The sequence below is a fragment of the Pseudomonas zhanjiangensis genome (assembly GCF_041027545.1).
Lineage (GTDB): Bacteria > Pseudomonadota > Gammaproteobacteria > Pseudomonadales > Pseudomonadaceae > Aquipseudomonas > Aquipseudomonas zhanjiangensis.
This window is the reverse complement of record NZ_JBFTEG010000024.1, coordinates 1-26990: the sequence shown is the minus strand read 5'-3', so window position 1 is coordinate 26990 and position 26990 is coordinate 1. Positions and strand designations below refer to the sequence as shown.

The window sequence follows — 26990 nt, the reverse complement described above, 5'->3', positions numbered from 1 at the left end:
GGGCTCTAAAAATGTGTCAAGGAAGCCTTCCGGCTAATGCGTGCTGATTCGCTCGTTGGAGTCAGTCTCGCGCTTTTCATCCTTAGCAACCATCTCCGGAGCCGCATCGGGCAAGGGCTCCGGGGCGTATTGCAGCGCAATTTGCAGGACCTCGTCAATCCATTTAACCGGTTTAATCTGCAGGTCTTGCTTAATGTTCTCGGGGATCTCTTTCAAATCCCGCACATTCTCTTCCGGAATGATAACGGTCTTGATTCCACCGCGATGCGCCGCCAGTAGTTTTTCTTTCAATCCGCCAATGGCCAAGACTTGACCGCGCAGAGTAATTTCCCCGGTCATCGCCACGTCCGCACGGACAGGGATCTGCGTCAACGCAGAGACCAGCGCGGTGCACATGCCAACCCCGGCACTGGGACCATCCTTGGGCGTTGCCCCCTCGGGCATGTGAATGTGGATATCACGCTTCTCATAGAAGTCCACGGCCACGCCCAGGCTCTTGGCGCGGCTGCGCACGACAGTCAGTGCGGCGGTGATGGACTCGACCATAACATCACCCAGGGAACCGGTCTTGATCAACTGCCCCTTGCCAGGCACTACGGCGGCCTCGATGGTCAGTAGCTCACCACCGACCTGGGTCCAGGCCAACCCTGTGACCTGGCCAATCTGATCCTGGGCTTCGGCCAGGCCATAGCGGTGCTTGCGCACCCCGAGAAAATGCTCCAGCGAATCGGCCGTAACCAACAGTTCGAAGCGCTTCTGACGCGCATTCTCCTTGACGGCCTTGCGGCAGACCTTGGCAATCTGCCGCTCCAGGCTGCGCACACCAGCCTCTCGCGTGTAGTAGCGGATCATGTCGCGAATCGCCGGCTCTTCGAACGTCAGCTCGCCCCTCTTCAGACCGTTGGCCTGGATCTGCTTGGGCGCCAGATACTTGATTGCGATATTGATCTTCTCGTCTTCCGTATAGCCGGGTAGGCGAATCACCTCCATGCGGTCCAGCAAAGGTGCCGGGATATTCATCGAGTTGGCGGTGCAGAGGAACATCACATCGGAAAGGTCGTAATCGACTTCCAGATAATGGTCGTTGAAGTTGTGATTCTGCTCCGGGTCAAGCACCTCCAGCAGGGCCGACGCCGGATCGCCGCGCATATCCTGGCCCAGCTTGTCGATTTCATCGAGCAGGAACAGGGGGTTGCGCACGCCGACCTTGGTCATCTTCTGAATCAGCCGGCCCGGCATCGAGCCGATATAGGTGCGCCTATGCCCGCGAATCTCGGCTTCGTCACGAACCCCGCCGAGAGCCATGCGCACGAATTTGCGGTTGGTGGCATGGGCAATAGACTCCGCCAGAGAGGTCTTACCCACCCCAGGCGGACCGACCAGACAAAGCACCGGGCCCTTGATCTTCTTCACCCGCTTCTGCACGGCGAGGTACTCGAGAATGCGCTCCTTGACCTCTTCCAGGCCGTAATGGTCAGCATCCAGGATGGCCTCGGCACGCGCCAGGTCCAGACGCACCTTGCTCTGCGCCGTCCACGGAACATTCACCAGCCAGTCGATATAGGAGCGCACCACCGTGGCTTCCGCCGACATGGGCGACATCTGCTTGAGCTTGTTCAGCTCGGTTTGGGCCTTGCCATAGGCTTCTTTGCTCAAGCCCGCGTTCTCGATGCGCTTTTTCAGCTCATCCAGTTCGTTGTGCCCTTCCTCGCTGTCGCCGAGTTCCTTTTGAATGGCCTTCATCTGCTCATTCAGGTAATACTCGCGCTGGCTGCGCTCCATCTGCTTCTTCACTCGGCCACGGATGCGCTTCTCGACCTGCAGCAGGTCGATTTCCGCATCCAGTAGCGCCAGCACGTGCTCTACGCGAGCCGACAGGTCGGTGATCTCCAGAATTTCCTGCTTCTGCTCGATTTTCAGCGCCATGTGCGCCGCCATGGTGTCGACCAGGCGACCAGGCTCATCGATGCTGTTGAGCGACGAAAGGACTTCGGCCGGAACCTTCTTGCCCAGCTGGACGTACTGTTCGAACTGGCTAAGCAAGCTGCGGGTGAAAACCTCAGACTCGCGCGCCGCCACCTCAGCCTCTTCGATCAGCCGAATCTCGGCGCGGCAATAGCCGTCAGCCTCGATGAAGCGCTCGACATCACCGCGCTGCTCGCCTTCGACCAGCACCTTTACGGTGCCATCGGGAAGCTTGAGCAATTGCAAGATGGTCGCAACGGTACCGACGCGATAAAGCCCATCTTCGCTCGGATCATCGTCTGCAGGATTCTTCTGGGCCAGCAGCAGTATCTGCTTTTCGCCCGTCATCGCGGCCTCGAGGGCCTCGATGGATTTCTCGCGCCCGACGAAAAGCGGGATGACCATGTGCGGATAGACCACGACATCGCGCAGCGGCAGGAGAGGCAATTCGATGGTTGTCTTCATGATTTTGGCTCTACGGCGGCCATATGGCCGTAAACAGATGGGATTACCCTTGGCCCTAAGATGGGGGTAGCCCATGTAAAAAACAAGCGCTGGAGCGGGAAAAGCAAAGGGGCCCGCAGGCCCCTTGCTTTCACGATGCTACACGTACGCTTAAGCGTCAGGCGCCGCCTTGGCAGCCGGCTCACTGTTTTCATAGATCATCAGCGGCTGAGACGAGCCATCGATCACGCCCTCGTCGATGACCACCTTGCTGACCTCGGACTGCGATGGAATCTCGTACATGGTATCGAGCAGGATTCCTTCCAGAATCGAACGCAACCCGCGCGCGCCAGTCTTGCGCTCCAGCGCCTTGCGCGCCACAGATCGCAAGGCATCGGGACGGAATTCGAGGTCCACTCCTTCCATCTCGAACAGCTTGGCATATTGCTTGGTCAGGGCGTTCTTCGGCTCGGTGAGGATCTGCATGAGCGCAGCCTCATCCAGCTCATCGAGGGTCGCAATGACCGGCAGGCGGCCGACAAACTCGGGAATCAGGCCGAACTTGACCAGATCATCGGGCTCCACTTCGCGCAGCGACTCGCCGATTTTCTTGCCCAGCTCCTTGCTGCGCACCTCGGCATTGAAGCCGATACCACCCCGGGTCGAGCGCCCCTGGATGACCTTCTCCAGACCCGAGAAGGCGCCACCGCAGATAAACAGGATATTGCGCGTATCGACTTGCAGGAACTCCTGCTGAGGATGCTTGCGCCCACCCTGCGGCGGCACCGAGGCGACAGTCCCCTCGATCAGCTTCAGCAGCGCCTGCTGGACGCCCTCGCCCGACACGTCGCGGGTAATCGACGGGTTATCGGACTTACGCGAAATCTTATCGATCTCGTCGATATAGACGATACCCATCTGTGCCTTTTCTACGTCGTAGTCGCACTTCTGCAACAACTTCTGGATGATGTTCTCGACATCCTCGCCGACGTAGCCGGCCTCGGTCAGCGTGGTCGCATCGGCGATGGTGAAGGGCACATTGAGCAGGCGCGCCAGGGTTTCAGCCAGCAGCGTCTTGCCCGAACCGGTAGGCCCGATCAGCAGGATATTGCTCTTGCCCAACTCGACGTCGTCTTTCTTCTCGCGCTGATTGAGGCGCTTGTAGTGGTTGTACACCGCTACCGCCAGAACCTTTTTCGCACGCTCCTGACCGATTACATACTGGTCCAGGATGGTGCTGATTTCCTTGGGCGCGGGCAGTTTGTGCGCGCTGCTCTCGGCCTGGGCTTCCTGCACCTCCTCACGGATGATGTCGTTGCACAGGTCGACGCACTCGTCGCAGATGAAGACGGAGGGTCCGGCAATCAATTTGCGCACTTCATGCTGGCTCTTGCCGCAGAAGGAGCAATAAAGCAACTTGCCGTTGTCCTCGCCGTTGCGGGTGTCAGTCATTCGATCAATCCAATACGGTAGGCTTGAAAAACAAGATGAAGGCAAATGCGGGCATTTTCAAGCCCGCAAAGCGACAGGCGACTCCTGTCGCGCGGTAAAGGGACGCATTTAGCCCGCCAATTGGCGCCGGCTCAGTACCTGGTCGATGAGACCGTACTTCACGGCATCCTCGCCGCTCATGAAGTTGTCACGATCGGTATCGCGGGCGATCACCTCGATCGGCTGGCCACAGTGGTCGGCGAGGATCTTGTTCAGGCGCTCACGAATAGTCAGGATTTCCCGCGCATGGATCTCGATATCCGAAGCCTGGCCCTGGAAGCCGCCCAGCGGCTGGTGAATCATCATCCGCGAATGTGGCAGGCAGTAACGCTTGCCGGCTGCCCCGCCCGCCAGAAGCAGAGCGCCCATGCTGCAAGCCTGGCCGATACAGATGGTCGAGACGTCGGGCTTGATGAATTGCATGGTGTCGTAGATCGACATCCCCGCGGTGACCGAGCCACCCGGAGAGTTGATATACAGGTGAATGTCCTTGTCCGGGTTCTCCGCCTCGAGGAACAGCAACTGGGCGGCAACCAGGTTGGCCATGTAGTCCTCTACCGGACCGATCAGGAAGATCACTCGCTCCTTCAGCAGGCGCGAATAGATGTCGTAGGCACGCTCGCCGCGGGCCGACTGCTCGATCACCATCGGCACCAGGCCACCGGCCGCTTGGATATCAGGCATTTGCTGCATAAAAGGATTGCGGGACATTTCTAGCACTCGCTCCCTAAATAGTCATGTCTCAAATACGCATAAGCCAGCACGGAGGCTGGCTTATGGTGTGCTCGAACGAGGTCAGGAAATCAGTCGGCCTGCGGAGCTTCCGCCGGCTTGACAGCTTCTTCGTAAGAGACCGCTTTATCGGTCACATTGGCCTTCTGCAAAACAGTATCTACAACTTGCTCTTCCAGCACAACCGAACGGACTTCGTTCATCTGCTGGTCGTTTTTGTAGTACCAGGCCACGACCTGCTCAGGCTCCTGATAGGCCGAGGCCATTTCCTGGATCATCTCGCGCACGCGCTCGTCATCGGGCTTGAGCTCGAACTGCTTGACCACCTCGGCCACGATCAGGCCCAGCACCACACGGCGCTTGGCTTGCTCTTCGAACAGCTCAGCCGGCAACTGGTCTGGCTTGATGTTGCCACCAAACTGCTGAACGGCCTGCACGCGCAGACGATTGACTTCATTGCCGATCAGGGCCTTGGGCACTTCGATCGGATTGGCAGCCAGCAGACCGTCCATGACCTGGTTCTTCACCTTAGACTTGATCGCCTGGCGCAGCTCGCGCTCCATGTTCTTGCGCACTTCGGCGCGGAAGCCTTCCAGGCCACCTTCCTTGACCCCAAACAGGGCGAAGAACTCGTCATTCAGCTCCGGCAGTTGCGGTGCGGAAACACTGTTGACGGTGACGGTGAACTCGGCAGTCTTGCCGGCCAGATCGAGGTTCTGGTAATCCTCGGGGAAAGTCGGGGTGATGACTCGCTCTTCGCCAGCCTTGACGCCCACCAGCGCATCTTCAAAGCCCGGAATCATACGACCGGAGCCCAGTACCAGCTGCGAACCCTTGGCGGAGCCGCCAGCGAAGGCTTCGCCGTCGATCTTGCCGACGAAGTCGATATTCAGCTGGTCGCCATTCTCGGCGGCGCGCTCGACTGCCTCGAAGCGGGTGTTCTGCTTGCGCAGAATCTCCAGCATGTTGTCCAGGTCCGCGTCGGAAACCTCGGCTTGCAGGCGCTCGATGGAGATGGACTCCAGGCCGGCGACCTGGAACTCCGGGAACACCTCGAAGGTCGCGACGTATTCCAGGTCCTTGCCCTTCTCGAAGGTTTTCGGCTCGACGGCCGGCGAACCCGCCGGATTGAGCTTCTGCTCGACAACGGCCTCGTAGAAGGTGGACTGAATCAAATCACCCAGGGCTTCCTGACGCGCGGCGTCTTCGTAGCGCTGGCGAATGACGCTCATCGGGACCTTGCCAGGACGGAAGCCAGGTACTTTGGCGCGACGGGCAGTCTGCTGCAGACGCTTGTTGACTTCAGTCTCGACGCGCTCGACGGGAACGCCGACGGTCATACGGCGCTCAAGAGCAGAAGTGCTTTCAACAGAAACTTGCATGGATATTCCTCGTTGCACAGACATAAGCCGGCCGTTTCCGGCCCCAGATCAAGGGCATGCATTCTAGAGGGTCGAATTACAGAAGTCACCCTAGATGCAGGCGGCAATCGGGAGGGAAGATAAAGATGGTGCGGACGGAGAGACTCGAACTCTCACACCTTGCGGCGCCAGAACCTAAATCTGGTGTGTCTACCAATTTCACCACGTCCGCGTGGTCTGACCTTAAAACAAAAACGCCAGGCTTTGGGCCTGGCGTTCTGGAATATGGGGTGGACGATGGGAATCGAACCCACGACACCAGGAGCCACAATCCTGTGCTCTACCAACTGAGCTACGCCCACCATATTACGTCTTGCATCTTGCTTGTGCCAAAGCTGCCAAATGGCACGCCCGGCAGGACTCGAACCTGCGACCATCCGCTTAGAAGGCGGATGCTCTATCCAGCTGAGCTACGGGCGCCTATCCATCTGCAAGCGCAGACTTAAAGCTTTCGGCTCCAGCAAGACTTCATCAGCCCTGCCTTTGCCGTCTTACCCAGCGACTGGCTGTGCTCGACAAGCGGGGCGCATGTTATAGAGGCTCCTGCAACTCGTCAACAGGGAAAGTTAAAAAAAATCAGCGATTTAAAGGAGTTACGCGAAAACCCTGGGGCGCGCCTTTGCCCGATGGCCCCGCCATGCGAGAATGTGCGTCCTTTTTCAATCATTTCCCATGGTTAACCAAGCGTAATGACCGCACAACTGATTGATGGCAAAGCGATAGCTGCCAGCCTCCGCCAGCAGATCGCTCAACGCGTAGCCGAAAGGCGCGAGCAAGGCCTGCGGGCGCCGGGCTTGGCAGTAATTCTGGTAGGCAGCGATCCAGCCTCCCAGGTCTACGTCTCACATAAGCGCAAGGACTGTGAAGAGGTCGGCTTCCTATCCCAGGCTTATGATCTACCTGCTAGCACCAGCCAGGCCGAACTGACGGCACTCATAGATCGACTCAACGACGACCCCAGCATCGACGGCATCCTCGTTCAACTGCCACTGCCCGAGCACCTCGATGCCTCGTTGCTGCTGGAACGGATTCGCCCCGACAAGGACGTCGATGGTTTCCACCCCTATAACATCGGTCGCCTGGCCCAGCGCATGCCGCTGCTGCGCCCCTGCACCCCCAAGGGCATCATGACCCTGCTGCACAGCACCGGCGTCGACTTGTACGGCCTGCACGCAGTAGTGGTCGGCGCCTCGAACATCGTCGGCCGTCCGATGGCCATGGAGCTGCTGCTGGCCGGCTGCACCGTAACCATTACCCACCGTTTCACCAAGGATCTCGCCACCCATGTCGGACAGGCCGATATCCTCGTAGTCGCAGCCGGCAAGCCGGGACTGGTCGAGGGTGAGTGGATCAAGCAAGGCGCGATCGTCATCGATGTCGGCATCAACCGCCAGGCTGACGGCAAGCTGGTCGGCGACGTCGAGTTCGACACTGCCCTGCCCCGCGCCAGCTGGATTACCCCGGTACCCGGCGGCGTTGGCCCCATGACGCGCGCAGGGCTACTGGAGAACACCCTGCATGCGGCCGAGCACCTGCACAGCTAGCGTCGTCCCGGACAGAAAAACGGCACCTGATCAGGTGCCGTTTTTTATTGCCGATCCAGCGATCAACCGCGCCCTTGCTCCCAGGACTTGAGCAACGCCTCATAGTCGATGGTCTCGCCCCTGGGCTTCTCGTTGGCCAACTTGGCCTTAGGTGCGCCAGGTTGGTCCAGCCAATACTGCGGATCGCGCGGCTCGTTGAGCTTCGGGCCACATTCGCCCAGGACTCCGGAGCGCTCCAAGCGCCCAAGCATGGTGTCCTGCGCGGCCGCCAGGCCATCGAGGGCCGCTTGCGGGGTCTTGTCGCCGCTGGCCGCCTCGGCGATGAACTGCCACCAGAGCTGCGCCAGGCGGGGGTAGTCCGGCACATTGGTACCCGTCGGCGTCCACTGCACGCGTGCCGGGCTCCGGTAGAACTCGACCAGGCCACCGAGTTTGGGCGCCGCCTCGGTCATGGCCTGGGAGTTGATGTCCGACTCGCGAATGGGCGTCAGGCCCACCAGGGTCTTCTTCAAGGACACCGTCTTCGAGGTCACGAACTGGGCATACAGCCATGCCGCCAGGCGCTGCTTGTCCGGAGTCGATTTTAGGAAGGTCCAGGAACCGGCATCCTGATAACCCAGCTTCATGCCGTTTTCCCAGTACGGCCCCTTCGGCGATGGCGCCATGCGCCATTTCGGCGTACCGTCCTCATTGACCACCGGCAAGCCGGCCTTGGTCATGTCTGCGGTAAAGGCGGTATACCAGAAGATCTGCTGGGCTATGTTGCCCTGTGCCGGCACCGGCCCAGCCTCGGAAAACGTCATGCCCTGTGCTTCCGGCGGCGCATACTGGCGCATCCAGTCGACGTACTTTGTGGTGGCATAGACGGCCGCCGGTCCGTTGGTGTCGCCGCCGCGGGCGACGCTGGAGCCAACCGGCCGGCAGCCGTCGACGCGAATGCCCCACTCGTCCACCGGCAGGCCGTTGGGCAACCCACTGTCGCCACCCCCTGCCATGGAGAACCAGGCATCGGTGAAGCGCCAGCCCAGCGATGGGTCTTTCTTGCCGTAATCCATATGACCGTAGATGCGCTGCCCGTCGATCTCCTTGACCTTCTCGGAGAAGAACTCGGCGATATCCTCATAGGCCGACCAGTTGACCGGAACCCCCAGCTCGTAGCCGTAGATCTCCTTGAACTTGGCCTTCAGATCGGGCCGCGCGAACCAGTCGGCGCGGAACCAGTAGAGATTGGCGAACTGCTGGTCGGGCAGCTGATAGAGTTTGCCATCCGGCCCGGTGGTGAACGACAGGCCGATAAAGTCCGGCAGGTCCAGGGTGGGCGAGGTGAAGTCCTTGCCGTCGCCGGCCATCATGTCGGTCAGCGCCACGGCCTTGCCATAGCGGAAGTGGGTACCGATCAGGTCCGAGTCGTTGATATAGCCGTCGTAGATGTTCTTGTCCGACTGCATCTGGGTCTGCAGTTTCTCGACCACATCACCTTCCTGCATCAGGTCGTGCTTGAGCTGAATGCCGGTGATCTCGCTGAAGGCGCGGGCCAGCACCTTGGACTCGTATTCATGGGTGGCGATGGTTTCCGAGGCGACGCTGATGCTCATGCCACGAAATGGCTCGGCCGCCTTGATGAACCACTTCAGCTCTTCGAGTTGTTGCTGCGGGGTCAGGGTCGAAGGGTTGAACTCTTCGGCGATCCATTTCTTGGCCGCCTCTTCATAGGCATCCGCCCAGGCCGCACCACTCAGTCCCGACATCGCCAGCAAGGCAGCCAGCGCCATGCCATGTCGGATTTTGTTGTTATTGTTGTACATAGAGACCTCCATCTCGGGTTTAGGGCGAGGCACAGCGAAAGAGCGCTCCGGGCCGGCAGACCGGCAAGAGTCTGGAGCGGCCCCTTTCAGCCCCAACGCATCACTGCAAACAGCCACAACAAGGACAGCAACGAGGCTATCCAGATACTCCAGTCGGTAACCCCTACCACCAACAGATGCAGGTAGGCGCTGCCCAACAGGCCAATGAACAGGCGGTCGCCGCGGGTTGTAGCGATCGGCAGAAAGCCGCTGCGCTCGAGGCAGGGCGAACGCAGCTCCCACAGGGCCATGCCTGCGAGCAGCGTGGCGATAGCGCCAAAAAACAACGCAGTCGGTAGAGTCCAGGCCATCCAATCCATCGTGAATCTCCTTATACCCGGCCCAGGGCAAAGCCCTTGGCCACATGGTTGCGCACGAACCAGATCACCAGCATGCCCGGCAGGATGGTCAGCACGCCGGCCGCGGCCAGCACCCCCCAATCGATTCCCGAGGCCGACACGGTACGGGTCATCACCGCGACTATGGGCTTGGCCTCCACCGAGGTCAGGGTGCGCGCCAGCAGCAGCTCGACCCAGGAGAACATGAAGCAGAAAAAGGCGGTGACGCCGATGCCCGAGCCGATCAGCGGGATAAAGATCTTCACGAAAAACTTCGGAAAGCTGTAGCCGTCGATGTAGGCTGTTTCATCGATCTCCTTGGGCACCCCGGACATGAAGCCCTCGAGGATCCACACCGCCAGCGGCACGTTGAACAGGCAATGGGCCAGGGCCACGGCGATATGGGTATCGAACAGGCCGATCGAGGAGTACAGCTGGAAGAACGGCAACAGGAACACCGCCGGTGGCGCCATGCGATTGGTCAACAACCAGAAGAAAAGGTGCTTGTCGCCGAGGAAGCGGTAGCGCGAGAAGGCGTAAGCCGCCGGTAGCGCCACGCTCAGGGAGATCAGGGTGTTGAGGCTGACGTAGTACAGCGAATTGAGGTAGCCCTGGTACCAGCTGGGGTCGGTGAAGATCACCCGGTAGTTGTCCAGGGTGAAGCGACTCGGCAGCAGGCTGAGGCCACCGAGAATCTCGGTATTGCTCTTGAACGACATGTTCAGCAGCCAGTAGATCGGCACCAGCAGGAACAGGATGTACAGCAGCAATGCCACGCGTTTGCGCTTGTTCATGCTAGGCCTCAGTGTTTTTTGTCGTCATGGGTCATGGCCGTGTAGAACAGCCAGGAAACCAGCAGGATGATCAGGAAGTACACCAGCGAGAACGCGGCCGCCGGCCCCAGGTCGAACTGGCCGATCGCCATCTGGGTCAGGGTCTGACTGAGGAAGGTGGTGGCGTTGCCCGGCCCGCCGCCGGTGAGCACGAAGGGCTCGGTGTAGATCATGAAGCTGTCCATGAAGCGCAGCATCACCGCGATCAGCAGCACACTCTTCATCTTCGGCAACTGGATGTGCCGGAACACCGACCAGGAGGAGGCGCGATCGATGCGTGCGGCCTGGTAGTAGACATCCGGAATCGCCCGCAGCCCCGAGTAGCACAGCAGCGCCACCAGCGAGGTCCAGTGCCAGACGTCCATCACCAGCACCGTGACCCAGGCATCGCGGGTGTTGGCGGCATAGTTGTAATCGACACCGGAGGCATTCAGGCTCCAGCCGAGCAGGCCGATGTCGGCACGACCGAATATCTGCCAGATGGTGCCCACCACGTTCCATGGGATCAGCAGCGGAATGGCCATGACGATCAGGCACAGCGATGCCCAGCGCCCCTTGGTCGGCATGCACAGGGCGATCCCTATCCCCAGGGGAATCTCGATCAGCAGCACGCAGGCCGAATAGATGAACTGACGCAGCAGCGAATCATGCAGGCGCGGGTCCTGCAGCACCTGACGGTACCAGTCGACCCCGACGAAGTAGCGGCTCGATTGATCGAAGATGTCCTGCACCGAATAGTTGACCACCGTCATCATCGGCACGATGGCACTGAAGGCCACCAGCAGAAACACCGGCAGCACCAACCACCAGGCCTTGTTGTTGTGCACCTTGCTCATGCCGGCACCTCCGGGTGCGTGACGTCGATCAGGAAGTCATCGGCGTAGAGCATCAGCCACTGTTCCGGGAAACTGATATGGGCCTGCTTGTGCGGCACCTGGTGGTCTTCCTGCAGGCGTACCTTGAGCAGCTGATCGCCCAGGCGCAGGCTGAGAATCTTGTAGGTGCCCAGATCCTCGAGGTGCACCACCTCGCAATTCAAAGCCCCCTCATAGGGGCCGTCCCAGACGTGCACGAACTCCGGCCGGATGCCCAGCTGCAGACGCTTGCCCGCCAAGCCGGCCAGGCGCCGCTTGAGGGCATCGCCGAGAGGTACCTGGATGTCGCCGAAGCGGACCCCGCCCGCGCAGGGCTCGACCTCGATCAGGTTCATCCCCGGGCTGCCGATGAAATAGCCGACGAAGGTATGGCTGGGGCGCTCGAACAGCTCGCGCGGGGTGCCGAACTGGACGATCTGGCCACCGTACATCACCGCGATCTTGTCGGCGAAGGTCGAGGCCTCCAGCTGATCGTGGGTGACATAGACCATGGTGATGTTGAACTGCTCATGGATCTGCTTGAGCTTGCGCCGCAGCTTCCACTTCAGGTGCGGGTCGATCACCGTCAACGGCTCGTCGAACAGGATCGCCGAGACGTCATCACGCACCAGGCCGCGACCCATGGAGACCTTCTGCTTCTCGTCGGCGGTCAGGTTGCGCGCCTTGCGCGCGAGCAACGGATGCAGGTCGAGTACCTCGGCGATCTCGTGCACCTTGCTCAGCACCTTGGCCTCGGCCATGCCCTGGTTACGTAGCGGAAAGGCCAGGTTGTCGAACACCGTCATGGTGTCGTAGACCACCGGAAACTGGAAAACCTGGGCGATATTGCGTTGCTCCGGCGGCAGCCGATTGACCTCCCGGGCATCGAACAGCACCTGCCCTTGCGACGGGCTGAGCAACCCGGAAATGATGTTCAGCAGGGTCGATTTGCCACATCCGGAAGGGCCCAGCAGCGCGTAGGCGCCACCCTGCTCCCAGACATGGGTCATCGCCCGGATGGCATAGTCAGCTGGCCCGGCCGGCTCACGGCTGTAGCTATGGGCCAGGTTCTGCAGGCGGATCTCGGCCATCAGGCACTCCTCATGAGACGCCGGCTCGGCGCGCGGGCCAGCCGGTCCTGGGGGTCGAAGACGAACAGCTTGTGGGTCGGGATATAGATGAGGATCGGCGCATCGACGTCGTACTCGTGCACCCCGGGCAGATGCAGCACCAGGGAAAAGTGCTCGTTGCGCACATGCAGGAAGGTTTCCGATCCGCTGATTTCCGCCAGGTCGACGGTCACCGCCAACTCCAGATCGTCATCATTGGACGGCACCAGGCCGATATGGCTGGGGCGCACGCCGAAGCGATAAGCGCCTTCGGCGAGCCCATGCAGATCGGGATTGAGGGGGAAATGCACCGCGTCCTCGAAACTGACCTCGGTGCCGCCGATGGTGCCGGCCAGCAGGTTGATCGGCGGCTCGGAGAACAGTTCGGCCGCCAGCACCTGCTGCGGCCGGTGATAGACCTCGGCGGTCTGTCCGCTCTGCACCACTCGCCCCTCGTGCACGATGGTGGTAGTGCCGCCGAGGGCCAGCGCCTCGTTCGGCTCGGTGGTCGCGTAGATGGCGATGCTGTGGCGCGCCTGGAACAGCTCGCGCATTTCCTGGCGCAGCTCTTCGCGCAGCTTGTAATCGAGGTTGACCAGCGGCTCGTCGAACAGCACCAGCTCGGCCTCCTTGACCAGCGCACGGGCCATGGCCGTGCGCTGCTGCTGACCGCCCGAGAGCTCCAGCGGATAACGCTGGAGCAGGTTCTCGATATGCAGCATGCAGGCGGTTTCCTCGACCTTGCGCACGATCTCGGCCTGGGCGACGCCGGCCTGACGCAGTGGCGAGGCAATATTCTCGAACACGGTCATGGTCGGGTAGTTGATGAACTGCTGGTAGACCATCGACACGTTGCGCTGGCGTACCGGCAGGCCGGTGACATCGGCGCCATTGATCAGGATGCGCCCGCCGGTCGGTCGGTCCAGGCCCGCCATCAGCCGCATCAGGCTGGTCTTGCCGGCCAGGGTGCGGCCAAGCAACACATTGAAGGATCCGGCTTCGAATTTCAGGCAGGCATCGTCGATGTAGACCTGGTTATCGACAACGCGACTGACGTGTTCGAGGGTTAACGACATGGCGTGACCTTGTTGTTGTTATGTACTGCGGTGCTAAACCGTTGCGCTATGAGTTAGCGATTTGCGTGCCACAGTTGCAGCACAGCCTATGAAGTCGGTAAACCTCTGAATAAAAAGAGATTTCAAATGCGCCCAGGAGACCAGCAGAAAGCCAGTGGCGCGAATGAACAGTGTTCAGGCTGAACAACTGAACAGCTCTGCCGTTGACAATGAACACCTCTGAACAACACTCTGTGGGCCGCGCACGACCACGGACAGAGCGTCGTCGCGCCATAACTACAAGAAAAGACACAGACCCCAGGTGAACGGAACACCTATGACGGAAGCTGCCCAAACCCTTGCCCACCAAGCCATCATCCAGGACTCCTGGTCGCGCTGCCGGCAATACGGCCTGACTCATCAAAGCGTTCCCCGCTTCGACCGCCCCGCCGAAAGCGAGGTGAGGACGCTGCTCGACAAGCAGCATTTCCTGGTGCAAACCACCCACCAGGAGGTGCTGCCGTTCTACGAGAACATCCTGGCCAACTCCAACTGCCTGATCATGCTGGCCGATAGCCAGGGCCGGCTGCTGCAGTCCTGGGGCGATCAGCGCTTTGTCGAACCGGCCCAGGCGTCGGGTTTCATCGCCGGGGCCAGCTGGCTGGAGCGCTATGCCGGGACCAACGCCATCGGCACGGCGCTGAGCTGCGCCCAGGCGGTGCACATTCAGCACGACGAGCACTTCCTCAAGGCCAACCGGTTCATGACCGGCTCGGCCTCGCCGATATTCGATGCCCAGCGGCAGATGATCGGCGTGCTGGATGTATCGAGCGACAGCTACCTGCCACCCTCCCACACCCTGGGCATGGTCAAGATGATGAGCCAGTCGGTGGAGAACCGCCTGATCCTCAACCTGTTCCAGGGCGACTACTTCCAGCTGGTCTTCAATACCGGCCTGAACAACCTCGGCAGCCAGTGGGCCGGCTTGCTGATCTTCGACGAGACCGGCCTGGTGGTCTCCGCCAACCGCCGGGCCGACAGCCTGCTGGGCATCAGCCTGTCGCGGGTGACGGTCGAGAGCCTGTTCGGCATCCCCCTGGCGCAGCTGCTCAGGCACCCCGAGGGACTGCCATTCGCCCTGCCCACCGCCGCCGGCTATCGCTTTCACGGGATGCTCAAGCGCCCGCAGCAGGCGCCGCCCATTCAGGCCCGCGACTTTCGCCCCGCGCCCCCCGACCGCAACACTGAACTCGGCAAGGGCTTCACCCTGGCCTCGATCAACCTGGGCGACCCGCGGGTCGACAAGGCCGTGCGCCAGGCCGAACGCCTGCTGGAAAAAGACATTCCGATCCTGGTGCACGGCGAGACCGGCGTGGGCAAGGAGGTCTTCGTCAAAGCCCTGCACCGGGCCAGCTCCCGTGCCGAGCAGGCGCTGGTGGCCGTGAACTGCGCAGCCATTCCCGCCGAATTGGTGGAGTCCGAATTGTTCGGCTATGAAAAAGGCGCCTTCACCGGCGCCAACCAGAAAGGCAGCATCGGCCTGATCCGCAAGGCTCACAAGGGCACCTTGTTTCTCGATGAGGTCGGCGACATGCCGCTGCGAGTGCAGGCGCGCCTGCTGCGCGTCCTGCAGGAGCGCTGCGTGCAACCGCTGGGCAGCAGCGAACTGCATGCGGTGGACATTCGCCTGATCTCTGCCACCAATCGCCCGCTGCGCCAGGATGTCGATGCCGGCCTGTTCCGCCAGGACCTCTACTACCGCATCAGTGGCCTCAACCTGGAGCTGCCGCCACTGCGCGAGCGCACCGACAAGACGGCGATGTTCCAGCGTATCTGGGACCATCACCGCGACCCGCAGCAAGACGCCGGCCTGAGTCCGGACGTCGTCCGCCTGTTCGAGCGGCATCCCTGGCCCGGCAATCTGCGCCAACTCAGCAGCGTGCTGCAGATCGCCCTGGCGATGGCCGACGAGCGGCCGATCGGGCCGGAGCACCTGCCGGATGATTTCTTTGCCGATCTGCAACCGGCCGCCGAACAGCCCCCAGCGCAAAGCCAGGACGGCGCAGCGCCGTCGCCGACGGTCGACGACGCCGAGCTGGCCAGCCAGTACCAGGCCTACGCCGGCAACATTTCCCGCCTGGCCCGCCGCCTGGGCGTCAGCCGCAACACCCTGTACAAACGCTTACGCGAGCAAGGGCTGAAGCCTTAGACGTGCGGCGGCAGAGGCAGGGCCGAGTCGATACCGCCGCCCCTGCAGCGCCCCATGAGCGCAGCCAGAGCTGGCTGCCGACAGGCCTCGCGTACCGCCGGGCCGCGCGGTAAGCGAGGACGCCCGGATTGGTCCGACGCCCTTCTGCGGGTAAGATGGCGCCATGACTAGAGATCACCCGGTTTTTTCCCTCGATCACCCCCGCCTGCTCGATTCCCTCCTCCGCACCGACAAGTTGCTGATCATTCAGGATCTCGACGGCGTGTGCATGGGCCTGGTCCGCGATCCACTGACCCGCACCATCGAGCGCCGCTACGTCGAGGCGGCGCGGCGGCTGGCGGGCAGCTTCTATGTGCTGACCAACGGCGAACACATCGGCAGCCGTGGAGTGAACGGCATCATCGAGCGGGCCCTGGATACGCCCAGCCAGGCCAAGGAGCAGGGCTTGTACCTGCCGGGGCTGGCCGCCGGCGGCGCGCAGCAACAGGATCACTACGGCAAGGTCTTTCACCCAGGCGTAAGCGAGGCGGAGCTGGCCTTTCTAAAGGCGGTTCCAGGCAAGGCCAGGCAATTTCTCGGCGAGCTGCTGGGCGCCCCGCCGTTTGGCCTCGCCGCGGCGGACATCGCCGCACTGGTTGCCGCGAGCGTACTGGACAACCTCGCCTCGCCGACCCTCAACATCAACAGCTGCTACCAGCACTTGCATGGGCGCCCAGACCTCTATCGGCGCCTGCAGGACGCTTGTGCCGCCTTCCTGCAGCGCCTGCTGCAGGACGCCGCGGGCGCGAACCTGCAACACGCCTTCTTCGTACATTTCGCACCAAACCTGGGGAGCGACACCCAGGGCCAGGAGCGGCTCAGGTACGCCGATGTGCAGAACGCCGGCACCACCGACTTCCAATTCATGCTCAAGGGTGCAATCAAGGAAGTCGGCGTGCTGGTGATCCTCAATCACTATTACCACCAGCGCACCGGCCGCTACCCGCTGGGCCCGGACTTCAACGCCCGCCAGGCGCCTCGCGATCATGCTGCGTTGCTGCGACTGGCCCGCGAGCATTTCGACCCGGCGCAGATGCCGCGTATCGTCGGGGTGGGCGACACGGTGACCTCCTCTTCCCGGCAGGTCGACGGCCGCGCCGAGCAGCTGCGCGGTGGCAGCGACCGCGGCTTCCTGACCCTGGTCCAGGCGCTGGGCGAGGCCTTCGACAGCGACAACCGGGTGGTCTATGTCGACAGCAGCGCCGGCGAAGTGGCGCGCCCGGGCATCGATGCGGCGCAGCTGCAATGCGGGGAACTCGAGCCCTGGGCGGCAGCCGTGGGCATCAGCGACCCCGCCGATTCCCTACGGCTGGACGTGGTCTTTACCGGCGGCCATAGCCAGTACGTGGCGTTTTTCTGCGACCTGGCCGAGCGCTATGCGGGCGGGCGCGAATAGACCGCCCCGGTTCGCCGATCGCCCTAGCCCTCTGCGGCAAGGCTCAGCAACAGAAAGGCCGCTCGAAAGCGGCCCCGGACAAGCCTGGCAAGCGGACTATTCGGCCAGACGCCAGGTGGTGCCGCCCTTGCCGTCTTCCAGTACCACGCCCATGGCGCCGAGCTGGTCGCGGATGCGGTCGGATTCGGCCCAGTTCTTCTCCGCACGCGCCCGCAGGCGCGCGGCGATCAGGGCCTCGACCTCGGCGGCCTCGACCTTGCCCTCGGCACCCGCGCGCAGGAAGGCGTCCGGCTCCAGCTGCAGTACCCCGAGCACCGCGGCCAGCGACTTCAGGCGCGCCGCCAGGCCGGCGGCGGCTTGCGGGTCGGTTTCGCGCAGGCGATTGACCTCGCGGGCCAGCTCGAACAGCACGGCGCAGGCTTCCGGCGTGTTGAAGTCGTCGTCCATGGCCGCGCCGAAACGCTCGACAAAGGCCTCGCCCCCCGCCGCCTGCACTTCCGGCAGGCCCTTGAGCGCGTTGTAGAAACGCTCCAGGGCGCCCTTGGCTTCCTTGAGGCTGTCTTCGGAGTAGTTGATCGGGCTGCGGTAGTGGCTGGACACCAGCAGGTAGCGCACCACTTCCGGATGGTATTTCTCCAGCACCTCGCGAATGGTGAAGAAGTTGCCCAGGCTCTTGGACATCTTCTCACCGTCCACCCGCACTGCGCCTGCGTGCATCCAGGCGTTGGCGTAGAGCTTGCCGGTGGCCGCCTCGCTTTGGGCGATCTCGTTCTCGTGATGGGGGAACACCAGGTCCGGGCCGCCGCCGTGGATGTCGAAGGTCTCGCCCAGGCAGCAGGTCGACATCACCGAGCACTCGATATGCCAGCCCGGCCGGCCCTTGCCCCAGGGCGAATCCCAACTCGGCTCGCCCGGCTTGGCGCCCTTCCACAGGACGAAATCCAGCGGATCTTCCTTGGCCTCGTCGACCTCGATTCGCGAACCGACCTTCAGGTCCTCGATCTTCTTGCGCGAGAGCTTGCCGTAGCCGACGAACTTGCCGACCCGGTAGTAGACGTCGCCATTGCCCGGCGCATAGGCGAAGCCTTTGTCGATCAGGGTCTGGATCATCTGGTGCATGCCGGGGATATGGCCGGTTGCGCGCGGCTCGATATCCGGACGCAGCACGCTCAGGCGCGCTTCGTCCTCGTGCATGGCTTTGATCATGCGCTCGACCAGGGCCTCGAAGGGCTCGACGTTCTCCTGGGCGCGCTTGATGATCTTGTCATCGATGTCGGTGATATTGCGCACATAGGTCACTTCATAGCCGCGCTGACGCAGCCAGCGGGTGACCACGTCGAAGGCCACCATCACCCGGGCGTGGCCGATGTGGCAGAAGTCGTAGACCGTCATGCCACAGACGTACAGGCGCACCTGGTTGTCCACCAGCGGCGTGAAGGCTTCCTTGGTCTTGCTCAGGGTGTTGTAGATCGACAGCGCCATTTACTGGCCTCCCCAGGAGTCGCGCAGGGTCACGGTGCGGTTGAACACCGGCGCGCCTGGCTTGCTGTCCTTGATGTCGGCGCAGAAGTAGCCCTCGCGTTCGAACTGGAAGCGTTCCTCCGGCTGGGCCTGGGCCAGCGACGGCTCGGCGCGGCAACCGCTGAGCACCACCAGCGACTCGGGGTTGATGTTGTCGAGGAAGCTGCAGCCCTCCTCGGCCTTCTCCGGATTGGCCGAGCGGAACAGGCGATCGTACAGGCGCACTTCGCACTCAACGCTCTCGGCCGCCGGCACCCAATGGATCACGCCCTTGACCTTGCGCCCTTCCGGGTTCTTGCCCAGGGTGTTCTCGTCGTAGCTGCAGCGCAGCTCGACGATATTGCCGTCGGCATCCTTGATCGCCTCGTCGGCGCGGATCACGTAGCTGCCGCGCAGGCGCGCCTCACCACCGGGAACCAGGCGCTTGAAGCCTGCCGGCGGGACTTCCTCGAAGTCGCCGGCGTCGATGTAGATCTCGCGGCTGAACGGCAGCACGCGAACGCCCATGTCCTGCTTGGGGTGGCGCGGCAGCTCGAGGTTTTCCACCTGACCTTCCGGGTAGTTGGTGATCACCACCTTGAGCGGCTTGAGCACGCACATGGCGCGAGCGGCATTGGCGTCGAGGTCCTCGCGGATGGCGAACTCGAGCATGCCGATGTCCACCACGCCGCCGGCACGGTTGACCCCGACCATGTCGCAGAAGGTGCGGATCGAGGCCGGAGTGTAGCCGCGGCGGCGATAGCCGGACAGCGTCGACATGCGTGGGTCGTCCCAGCCGTGCACGTGCTGCTCGTCGACCAGCTGCTTGAGCTTGCGCTTGCTGGTGATGGTGTAGTTCAGGTTGAGCCGGGCGAATTCATACTGGCGCGGCTTGGCCGGCACCGGCAGGTTGTCGAGGAACCACTCGTAGAGCGGGCGGTGATCCTCGAACTCCAGGGTGCAGATCGAGTGGGTGATGCCCTCGATGGCATCGGACTGGCCATGGGTGAAGTCGTAGCTGGGGTAGATGCACCACTTGTCGCCGGTCTGGTGGTGGTGCGCATGACGAATACGGTAGAGGATCGGGTCGCGCAGGTTCATGTTCGGCGAGGCCATGTCGATCTTGGCGCGCAACGCACGGGCGCCATCGGCGAACTCGCCGGCCTTCATGCGGGCGAACAGGTCGAGGTTCTCTTCGACGCTGCGCTCGCGGAAGGGGCTGTTCTTGCCCGGCTCGGTCAGGTTGCCGCGGTATTCGCGGGCCTGGTCCGGCGACAGGTCACAGACGTAGGCCTTGCCTGCCTTGATCAGGTGCACCGCCCAGTCGTGCAGCTGGTCGAAGTAATCGGAGGCGTAGTGCTCCTCGCCCGCCCACTGAAAACCCAGCCAGCGCACGTCGCTCTTGATCGCGTCGATGTATTCCTGATCTTCCTTGGCCGGGTTGGTGTCATCGAAGCGCAGGTTGCACTCGCCGCCAAACTCCTTGGCCAGGCCAAAGTTCAGGCAGATCGACTTGGCATGACCGATATGCAGGTAGCCGTTGGGCTCCGGCGGGAAGCGGGTGATGACCTTCGCGTGCTTTCCGGACGCCAGGTCAGCCTGGACGATGGGGCGAAGAAAGTTCGAAGCGGCGGGAGTCTCTGGCTTGCTCATGGGGTCCTTAGATCATGCTGGCGCGCGGCGCAGGGTAGGCCGACTAAAACAAAGCGCTTATCATAGCCGAAGCTGTCAACCCCCTGACAGGCCCAGCAGCCCGTTCGATGGCCAATAGGCGACGCAACCACAGGATATCGACCCGGCCGCTGGAATTCCCGACAGAGCGATTAACCCTATGATCAAGCTGCACACCAACTACGGCGTCATCACCCTCAACCTGTTCGACGACAAGGCCCCGGAAACCGTGGCCAACTTCAAGGAATACGTCAAAGCCGGGCACTACGACAACACCATTTTCCATCGCGTGATCAGCAACTTCATGATTCAGGGCGGCGGCTTCGAGCCAGGCATGAAGCAGAAGAGCACCCGCGCGCCGATCAAGAACGAAGCCAACAACGGCGTCTCCAACAAGGTCGGCACCGTGGCCATGGCGCGGACCATGGAGCCGCACTCGGCTTCGGCACAATTCTTCATCAACGTCGCCGACAACAACTTCCTCGACCACAGCGCACCGACCGTACAGGGCTGGGGCTATGCGGTGTTCGGCGAAGTGGTCGAAGGCATGGACGTGGTCGAGAAGATCAAGGGCGTTGCCACCACCATGAAATCCGGCCACCAGGATGTACCGGTCGATGACGTGATCATCGAGAAGGCCGAGATCGTCGAGTGATCCTGCTGATCTCCGACCTGCATCTCGAAGAACAACGCCCGGACATCAGCCGGGCGTTTCTGCACTTTCTCAAGACCCGCGCCAGCCAGGCCGAGGCGCTGTATATCCTCGGCGACTTCTTCGAAGCCTGGATCGGCGACGATGCGATCAGTCCGTTCCAGCGCTCGATCGCCCAGGCCCTGCGCCAGCTCAGCGACAGCGGCACGCGCATCTACCTGATGCATGGCAATCGCGACTTCCTGCTCGGGCAGGCCTTTTGCCGCGAGGCTGGCTGCAGCCTGCTGAGCGATCCCAGCCTGGTGGAGCTCGACGGTGAGCGGGTGCTGCTGATGCATGGTGACAGCCTGTGCACCCAGGATGAGGCCTACATGCGCCTGCGTCGCTGGCTGCGCCACCCGTTTACCCTGTTCGTGCTGCGCCATCTGCCATTGACTGCACGGCAGAAGCTGGCGCGCAAACTGCGCCAGGAAAGCCGTACGCAAACCTCGATGAAGGCCAGCGAGATCGTCGACGTCACCCCGGCCGAGGTGCCAAGGGTGATGGCCGCCCACGGCGTCCACACGCTGATTCACGGGCATACCCATCGTCCGGCGACCCATCGACTGCAGGTCGGCGGCCAGGCCGCTCGGCGCATCGTCCTGGGCGACTGGGACAAGCAGGGCTGGGCCCTGCAGATCGACGGGCCGGACTGGCAACTGGCGCCCTTCCCGCTCGGCTGATCGGCTGATCGGCGCCGGCTAGCGGTATTGCGGGCTGGCCTCGACGGTCTGGGCCAGGCGCCGGGTCGCCTCGTTGACCCGCTCGCCGACAAACAAGGTGATATCGGTGCCCGGCAAACGCGGCAATCCCTCTTCGATCACCCGCAGGCCCGGCTCCAGGGTCGAGCGGGGGATGATTCCCACCCCGATCCCGGCGCGCACCGCCGCCAGGACCCCGGCGCGACTCTGGCTGGTGAAGGCGATCCGGTAGGGAAGCTGCGCCTCGCTCAGAACCTTGTGCGCCGAGTCGCGGTGGTAGCAGCCCTCGACGAAGACCGCCAGCGGCAGCGGGTCGCGCTCGTGAGTCGAATGCATCTCGCTGCACACCCAGACCAATTCGTCACGAAACAGGCGCTGCCCGCCATCCGAGAAAGCCGGCATTTCCACCAGGGCCAGGTCCAGCTTCCCCTCGGCCACCAGCGTGGCCAGGTGATAGGGACGGTGATCGCAGACCACTTCCAGGCTGGCCTCCGGATAGCTCACCACGAAACTCTCCAGCAGCGGGACGAGGCTGCGGGTGGCGTACTGGTCATGGGTGCCGAAGCGCACCTGGCCGCCCACGTCGGCATGCTGAAAGGTGCCGAGAATACGGTCATGCAGGTTGAGCAGCTGCTGGGCACAGGACTTCAGCTGCTCCCCGACCGGCGTCAGCCTGACTCCGTACTGACCGCGCTGCAGCAGTTCGGCCGCCACCAGCGCCTCCAGCCGAGTGAGCTGCATGCTGATGGTCGAGGGCGCGCGATGCAGACGCTGAGCTGCGGTAGTCAGGTTAAGCGTCTCGGCGACCATGACGAAGGTGCGCAGCAAGACAATCGGCAGATCGCGCATGGCAGAGTTCAATCTTATTGAAAGAGGCGCTCAATATTTATCGTTTTTCCGAACTCTAGCAAGTGGATATGTTACGCCGCATCCAACCGCCCCCCTGCGCCACCGCACCATCACGGAGTTCGAATGATGCGAATGCCCACCACCTTCGGCATGAACCAGATCGTCAGCCACGGCTTCGGCATGTTCCTGTTTGCCGCCCTGATGCCGTTCATGCGCGAATCCATCGAGATCAGCGCCTGGCAGCTGGCGACCATCGGCGCCTTGACCCAAGTGGCCTATCTGGCCGGGGCCATGCTCCTCGGCACGCTCGGCCACCGCCTGGGCACCGGTCGCCTGGCCCTGCTGACCGGCATCACCACCAGCAGCCTGCTGTTCGCCATGGCGCAATTGCGCGATCCACTGTTGATCACCCTGACCCTGACCTGTCTGGCCGCCAGTGCGGCGATCAGCTGGGGCTGCATTGTCGAGATCGTCAGCCGCTGCGCCCGCCCGGAGCTGCGCTCGACCTATCTGTCCTGCGCTTCCAGCGGCACGGCCTGGGGCTATGCCCTCAACGGCCTGCTGATCCTGGTGGTGGTACCACTGCTTGGCTGGCAGGCCAGCTGGCAGGTTGCCGGGCTGTTCGGCCTGTTGGTGGTCGCCCTGACCTGGCACATGCTGCGTGACCTCAAGGCCGCTTCCCTGACTCCGGTCGTCGGCGGCCCGGTCGACACGGCGATTCCCACCTCGAAACTGTTTGCCACCATCATTGGCGAGCGCACGGCACTGTTCGCCTGCCTGATCTGCCTGCTGGTGGGCTTCACCACCATGCCCTTCTCCTACTGGCTCAACACCTACCTGGCCGAGCTCAGCCTGCCGCCGGCGCTGGGCGGCTACACCTGGTCGACGGTCGGCGCCACCGGCATGGTGGCGGGCTTCGTCACCGGCAAACTGGCCGACCGCCGTGGTCACGGCACCGCCCTGATGCTGATCTTCAGTGGCTTTGCCCTGGGCCTGCTGGCCTTCGTTTTCGATCCGGGCAGGTGCGCCCTGGTCGCCGGCTTCGGCTATGGCCTGATGTACTTCCCGATGTGGGGCATCGTCGCCGGCTGGGTCAACCAGCACTATTCATCGACCGCGACCATGCAGATCAGCGGCATCTGCATGGTGACCTTCGGCCTGGGCGGGACCCTGGGTAACTTGCTGGCCGGCTATATCCGCGAAACCACCGGCTCATTGCACGACGTGTTCTTCGTGCTGACGGGCGCATCGCTGCTGCTGGTGGCCCTGGCCATCGTCATCCTGCGCGGCGATCGCAAGGCAGCACTGGCGGCGCAACCGGCGGCCGCCGAGGCCTGCTGAGAACGGCAAGGATGAAATTTGCCAGAACCCCTAAGCGGCTGCGCCGCTGTGGAAGCGAAACTCCTTGTCCGGCGTGAGGATCGCCTCGCGCTCGATTTCGGCGAAGAAGGCCACCCGCTCATCGATGGGCTGCGCGGCATAATCGCGGGCCATTTTCAGGTAGCCCTGATAGTGCCGCGCCTCGGACTTGAGCAAGGACCGATAGAACTGGCCCAACTCCTCATCCAGGTGCGGCGCCAGGCGATAAAAGCGCTCGCAGGAGCGCGCCTCGATAAAGGCCCCGATAATCAGGGTATCCACCAGTTTGTGCGGCTCCGAGGTGCGCATGTGCTTGTGCAGTCGCTGTGCGTAGAGGGCCGCGCTGACCGGGCGGTAGGCGATGCCACGCTTCTTCATCAGGGCCGCGACCTGCTCGAAATGACGCAACTCCTCGCGTGCCAAACGTGACAGGTTGTACTGCAAATCGGCCTTTTCGATGTAGCGAAACAGCAGGGTAAGGGCCGTAGAAGCAGCCTTTTTCTCGCAATTGGCGTGATCGATCAGCATCACGTCCTGATTTTCCAATGCCTGGGCAATCCAGGCATCAGGCGTCGGGCACAGCAGAAAGGCTTCGATTTCAGGTAACAGTTGCATAAGCTCACGAATGTGGAGGGCGACTCGGGCCGACCATTATACGAGCCCGGCCGGCGGCGACCAGCCGGTCAGTTGATACCAGTCAAGAACACGGCTCACGCCCTGCATCTATAGTTGTTAAAAGCAGAATCGATCAGCAAAAAACCTTCGAATGGAGACGAACATGCAAGCTATTCGCAACCTCTTAGTGGTCATGGAGCCAGAGCGGCCGGAAGGTTTGGCGCTGAAGCGGGCCAAACTGATCGCCGGCGTCACTCAATCGCAGTTGCATCTGCTGGTCTGCGACAAGAAGCATGATCATTCGGCCTATCTCAAGGATCTCTGCGCCACGCTCAACCGCGAGGGCTACAACGCCTCCGGCCAGCAGGCCTGGCATGAAAACCTGCACCAGACCATCATCAGCGTGCAACAGGCCGAGGGCTGCGGCCTGGTGATCAAGCAGCACTTTCCCGACAACCCGCTGAAGAAGGCGCTGCTGACGCCGGATGACTGGAAGCTGTTGCGCTACTGCCCAAGCCCCGTGCTGATGGTAAAGACCGACAAACCATGGACCGGCGGTACCGTGCTGGCCGCGGTTGATGTGGGCAATGCCGACGACGAGCACCGCACGCTGCACGCCAGCATCATCAACCATGGCTATGAGATCGCCAATCTGGCCAAGGCCAAGCTGCATGTGATCAGCGCGCATCCCGCACCCATGCTGTCGGCAGGCGATCCTACCTTCCAGCTGAAGGAGACCATCGAGGCGCGCTATCGCGATGAATGCAAGTCGTTCCAGGCCGAGTACGACATCGCCGACGAGTGCCTGCACATTGTCGAGGGCCCGGCCGACTCGCTGATCCCCAAGGTGGCCCATCAGCTCAATGCCGCGGTCACGGTGATCGGTACGGTCGCACGGACCGGCATCTCCGGCGCGCTGATCGGCAATACCGCCGAGGTGGTCCTCGACTCGCTGGAAAGCGATGTCCTGGTGCTCAAGCCCGAGGAAATCATTGCCCACCTGGAGGAGCTGGTCGCCAATCACTGATCGCATAGAACAAAGCCGCCGCAGGGCGGCTTTTTCCGTTTCGCAAGCACCAAGGGCGATCAAGCGGACGGATCGAGCCCTGCCGACAGGAATTTCGGCGCCACATAGCGCTCGTAGTGCGCCTCGGACAACAGGAAAAACTCGCGATCGATGGCATCGCGCAGTTGCGGCAGGCTCCAGCCGCGAAACTCCGGCAGCAACACCACGCCGTAGGCCTCCAGCTGATTGATCGCCCGGGCGCCGCGGGCGATCAACTGGTAGGCCCAGCAATAGGGCGATTGATTTGCGACGTAGCGGATCTGTCGCTGCTCCAGCTGGCCACGCAGGCAGACCGGATCGAACACCTCCAGCTTGGCGGCCATCACCTGTACCAGCAGCACCTCCAGGCGCCGCCAGACAGCGTGCTTCTGCTCTTCGCTGTAGCCGTTCCAATTGATCACTTCATGGTGGAAGCGCTTGCAACCACGACATACCAGGTCGCCGTAGACCGTCGAGCAAAGACCGACACAGGGTGTTTTGATGCGCTGATTGGACATAGAAGGGATAACTACGGGCAAGCTGACGGCGGCCCATATTAGCCCTTTGTCTATGACAGATCACCCGCTTGTGCCGGCCGCTTACTTAACTTTATCAAAGCTTTCCAGTAGAATCGGCCCGCCTTTTAAAGGCGCCAATGTCCGTTGGAAGCTGTTTTCAAAGCGTCACGAGCACAGTCGATCCTGCAGGTACGATGTTGGCGCCGGCTCATGGAGTCCCCCCAGGAGCCGGTGTCAGCCCTCATCTCGCCCGTCCTGCCGGCGTAAAACTTTGAAAGCAGCTTCTGGAAGAAATCCCTGAAACCTTGGCTGAGTGGCCCATAAAGCCACGAAGCGCCTGGTTCGGTGTTTTCTGGATCGCGTCCCGGACAACCCTTTGGGACCACTGATGAGGGTAATAACTGTGCTTGAAGCCTATCGCAACCACGTAGCAGAGCGTGCCGCTCAGGGTATCGTGCCCCAGCCGCTGAACGCCGAACAAACCGCAGGCCTGGTCGAGCTGCTGAAAAACCCGCCGGCTGGCGAAGAAGAATTTCTCGTTGACCTGATCACCAATCGCGTACCGCCAGGCGTGGACGAAGCCGCCTACGTCAAGGCCGGTTTCCTCTCTGCCGTTGCCAAGGGCGAAGCCAACTCCCCACTGATCAACAAGCAGCGCGCCGTCGAACTGCTGGGCACCATGCAGGGCGGCTACAACATCGCCACCCTGGTCGAACTGCTCGACGATGCCGAGCTGGGCAGCGTCGCCGCCGAACAGCTCAAGCACA

At 62.2% G+C, this 26990-nt stretch carries 23 protein-coding genes and 3 tRNA genes; 8 read left to right on the top strand and 18 right to left on the bottom strand.

What is annotated here, in order from left to right:
• Positions 1-33: 33 nt before the first annotated feature.
• The 7 genes from lon to AB5S05_RS20090 form a co-directional block, all read right to left on the bottom strand.
• A complete protein-coding gene (lon, locus tag AB5S05_RS20120) occupies positions 34-2430 on the bottom strand; it encodes an endopeptidase La (protein ID WP_369289306.1) in 2397 nt (798 codons plus the stop codon).
• Between the two features lie 150 nt (positions 2431-2580).
• Entirely contained in the window at positions 2581-3861 is a 1281-nt protein-coding gene (gene clpX / locus AB5S05_RS20115) for an ATP-dependent Clp protease ATP-binding subunit ClpX (RefSeq protein WP_369289305.1), read from the bottom strand.
• Positions 3862-3969: 108 nt separating this feature from the next.
• Positions 3970-4611, bottom strand: a complete 642-nt coding sequence (gene clpP / locus AB5S05_RS20110) for an ATP-dependent Clp endopeptidase proteolytic subunit ClpP (RefSeq protein WP_369289304.1) — start codon at positions 4609-4611, stop codon at positions 3970-3972.
• 92 nt (positions 4612-4703) lie between these two features.
• On the bottom strand, positions 4704-6014 hold the full coding sequence (gene tig, locus AB5S05_RS20105; RefSeq protein WP_369289303.1) for a trigger factor: 1311 nt from the start codon (positions 6012-6014) through the stop codon (positions 4704-4706).
• A 126-nt stretch (positions 6015-6140) separates the two neighbouring features.
• Positions 6141-6225 (bottom strand) — tRNA-Leu (locus AB5S05_RS20100).
• 54 nt (positions 6226-6279) lie between these two features.
• Positions 6280-6355, bottom strand: a tRNA-His gene (locus AB5S05_RS20095).
• A 41-nt stretch (positions 6356-6396) separates the two neighbouring features.
• Positions 6397-6473, bottom strand: a tRNA-Arg gene (locus AB5S05_RS20090).
• A gap of 269 nt (positions 6474-6742) precedes the next feature.
• On the opposite strand from AB5S05_RS20090, the gene folD reads away from it, so the two are divergent.
• Positions 6743-7597 carry a bifunctional methylenetetrahydrofolate dehydrogenase/methenyltetrahydrofolate cyclohydrolase FolD gene (folD, locus tag AB5S05_RS20085; RefSeq protein WP_369289302.1) on the top strand — a complete coding sequence of 285 codons (855 nt, stop codon included), beginning with the start codon at positions 6743-6745 and terminating at the stop codon, positions 7595-7597.
• A gap of 62 nt (positions 7598-7659) precedes the next feature.
• On the opposite strand, the gene AB5S05_RS20080 is transcribed toward folD, so the two are convergent.
• From AB5S05_RS20080 to AB5S05_RS20055, 6 genes are all read right to left on the bottom strand, one after another.
• A complete protein-coding gene (locus tag AB5S05_RS20080; RefSeq protein WP_369289301.1) occupies positions 7660-9402 on the bottom strand; it encodes an ABC transporter substrate-binding protein in 1743 nt (580 codons plus the stop codon).
• Between the two features lie 86 nt (positions 9403-9488).
• A complete protein-coding gene (locus AB5S05_RS20075; protein ID WP_369289300.1) occupies positions 9489-9761 on the bottom strand; it encodes a DUF2160 domain-containing protein in 273 nt (90 codons plus the stop codon).
• Between the two features lie 11 nt (positions 9762-9772).
• Positions 9773-10573, bottom strand: coding sequence for a carbohydrate ABC transporter permease (locus tag AB5S05_RS20070; protein ID WP_369289299.1), 801 nt, complete (start codon positions 10571-10573; stop codon positions 9773-9775).
• An 8-nt stretch (positions 10574-10581) separates the two neighbouring features.
• Positions 10582-11448 carry a carbohydrate ABC transporter permease gene (locus AB5S05_RS20065; RefSeq protein WP_369289298.1) on the bottom strand — a complete coding sequence of 289 codons (867 nt, stop codon included), beginning with the start codon at positions 11446-11448 and terminating at the stop codon, positions 10582-10584.
• Entirely contained in the window at positions 11445-12557 is a 1113-nt protein-coding gene (locus tag AB5S05_RS20060; RefSeq protein ID WP_369289297.1) for an ABC transporter ATP-binding protein, read from the bottom strand. Before AB5S05_RS20060 ends, AB5S05_RS20065 begins: the two co-directional genes overlap by 4 nt.
• Positions 12557-13651 (bottom strand): ABC transporter ATP-binding protein, encoded by a 1095-nt coding sequence (locus AB5S05_RS20055; protein WP_369289296.1) that lies wholly within the window; start codon positions 13649-13651, stop codon positions 12557-12559. The genes AB5S05_RS20060 and AB5S05_RS20055 overlap by 1 nt, the downstream gene beginning before the upstream one ends.
• A gap of 316 nt (positions 13652-13967) precedes the next feature.
• On the opposite strand from AB5S05_RS20055, the gene AB5S05_RS20050 reads away from it, so the two are divergent.
• Together AB5S05_RS20050 and stpA are read left to right on the top strand one after the other, a co-directional pair.
• Complete coding sequence (locus AB5S05_RS20050; protein ID WP_369289295.1) at positions 13968-15839, top strand: sigma-54-dependent Fis family transcriptional regulator; 1872 nt, start codon at positions 13968-13970, stop codon at positions 15837-15839.
• Between the two features lie 163 nt (positions 15840-16002).
• Entirely contained in the window at positions 16003-17274 is a 1272-nt protein-coding gene (gene stpA, locus AB5S05_RS20045; RefSeq protein ID WP_369289294.1) for a glucosylglycerol 3-phosphatase, read from the top strand.
• A gap of 96 nt (positions 17275-17370) precedes the next feature.
• Here stpA and cysS read toward each other — a convergent pair whose 3' ends face one another.
• A complete protein-coding gene (cysS, locus tag AB5S05_RS20040) occupies positions 17371-18756 on the bottom strand; it encodes a cysteine--tRNA ligase (RefSeq protein ID WP_369289293.1) in 1386 nt (461 codons plus the stop codon).
• Complete coding sequence (locus AB5S05_RS20035; protein WP_369289292.1) at positions 18757-20427, bottom strand: glutamine--tRNA ligase/YqeY domain fusion protein; 1671 nt, start codon at positions 20425-20427, stop codon at positions 18757-18759. It lies immediately after the preceding gene.
• 178 nt (positions 20428-20605) lie between these two features.
• On the opposite strand from AB5S05_RS20035, the gene AB5S05_RS20030 reads away from it, so the two are divergent.
• Together AB5S05_RS20030 and lpxH are read left to right on the top strand one after the other, a co-directional pair.
• Entirely contained in the window at positions 20606-21100 is a 495-nt protein-coding gene (locus AB5S05_RS20030; protein ID WP_369289291.1) for a peptidylprolyl isomerase, read from the top strand.
• A complete protein-coding gene (lpxH, locus tag AB5S05_RS20025; protein WP_369289290.1) occupies positions 21097-21819 on the top strand; it encodes a UDP-2,3-diacylglucosamine diphosphatase in 723 nt (240 codons plus the stop codon). The genes AB5S05_RS20030 and lpxH overlap by 4 nt, the downstream gene beginning before the upstream one ends.
• Positions 21820-21837: 18 nt before the next feature.
• On the opposite strand, the gene AB5S05_RS20020 is transcribed toward lpxH, so the two are convergent.
• Positions 21838-22686 carry a LysR substrate-binding domain-containing protein gene (locus tag AB5S05_RS20020; protein ID WP_369289289.1) on the bottom strand — a complete coding sequence of 283 codons (849 nt, stop codon included), beginning with the start codon at positions 22684-22686 and terminating at the stop codon, positions 21838-21840.
• A 123-nt stretch (positions 22687-22809) separates the two neighbouring features.
• On the opposite strand from AB5S05_RS20020, the gene AB5S05_RS20015 reads away from it, so the two are divergent.
• Positions 22810-24027 (top strand): MFS transporter, encoded by a 1218-nt coding sequence (locus tag AB5S05_RS20015; RefSeq protein WP_369289288.1) that lies wholly within the window; start codon positions 22810-22812, stop codon positions 24025-24027.
• 30 nt (positions 24028-24057) lie between these two features.
• Here the strand turns inward: AB5S05_RS20015 and AB5S05_RS20010 are convergent, their stop codons facing one another.
• Entirely contained in the window at positions 24058-24660 is a 603-nt protein-coding gene (locus tag AB5S05_RS20010) for a MiaE family protein (protein ID WP_369289287.1), read from the bottom strand.
• A 163-nt stretch (positions 24661-24823) separates the two neighbouring features.
• Between AB5S05_RS20010 and uspL the strand changes: the two genes are divergently transcribed.
• The gene (gene uspL, locus AB5S05_RS20005; protein WP_369289286.1) at positions 24824-25687 is read left to right on the top strand and encodes a universal stress protein UspL; all 864 of its coding nucleotides are present in this window, start codon (positions 24824-24826) and stop codon (positions 25685-25687) included.
• 59 nt (positions 25688-25746) lie between these two features.
• Here uspL and AB5S05_RS20000 read toward each other — a convergent pair whose 3' ends face one another.
• Positions 25747-26223 (bottom strand): DUF1289 domain-containing protein, encoded by a 477-nt coding sequence (locus AB5S05_RS20000; protein ID WP_369289285.1) that lies wholly within the window; start codon positions 26221-26223, stop codon positions 25747-25749.
• Between the two features lie 403 nt (positions 26224-26626).
• Here AB5S05_RS20000 and AB5S05_RS19995 point away from each other — a divergent pair.
• On the top strand, positions 26627-26990 hold a 364-nt coding region (locus AB5S05_RS19995; RefSeq protein WP_500181171.1), incomplete at its 3' end, for an aconitate B.